Source organism: Pseudoduganella aquatica (genome assembly GCF_009857595.1).
GTDB classification, from domain to species: domain Bacteria; phylum Pseudomonadota; class Gammaproteobacteria; order Burkholderiales; family Burkholderiaceae_D; genus Rugamonas; species Rugamonas aquatica_A.
Map to the genome: position 1 here is coordinate 1 of NZ_WWCU01000148.1, position 288 is coordinate 288.

Sequence of the window (288 nt, forward strand, 5' to 3'; positions counted from 1 at the left end):
AAGCCGCCGCCCTGAGCACCGCCAACGTGGCCGCGCTGGAAACGGCTGATCTGGCTGCGCTGAAAACCGCCGCCATCCGCGCCCTGAGCAGCAGCCAGGTTGGCGCGCTGACCACCGACCAGGTTGTCGCCCTGAGCACCACGCAAGTGGCCGCGCTGGTCAGCAGCCAGGCTGCCGGCCTGGGCACCGACGCCATCCGCGCCATTGAAACGCGTGATCTGGCGGCGATTGGCACCAGCATCATCTCGACCCTGAGCTCGACGCAGATCACCGCGCTGTCGACCGATC

At 68.4% G+C, this 288-nt stretch carries 1 protein-coding gene; it reads left to right on the forward strand.

The genetic code is table 11. From position 1 onward, the window contains the following. Nucleotides 1-288 (forward strand): hypothetical protein (locus GTP77_RS29990; protein ID WP_161075766.1); only part of this gene is annotated, 288 nt, incomplete at both ends.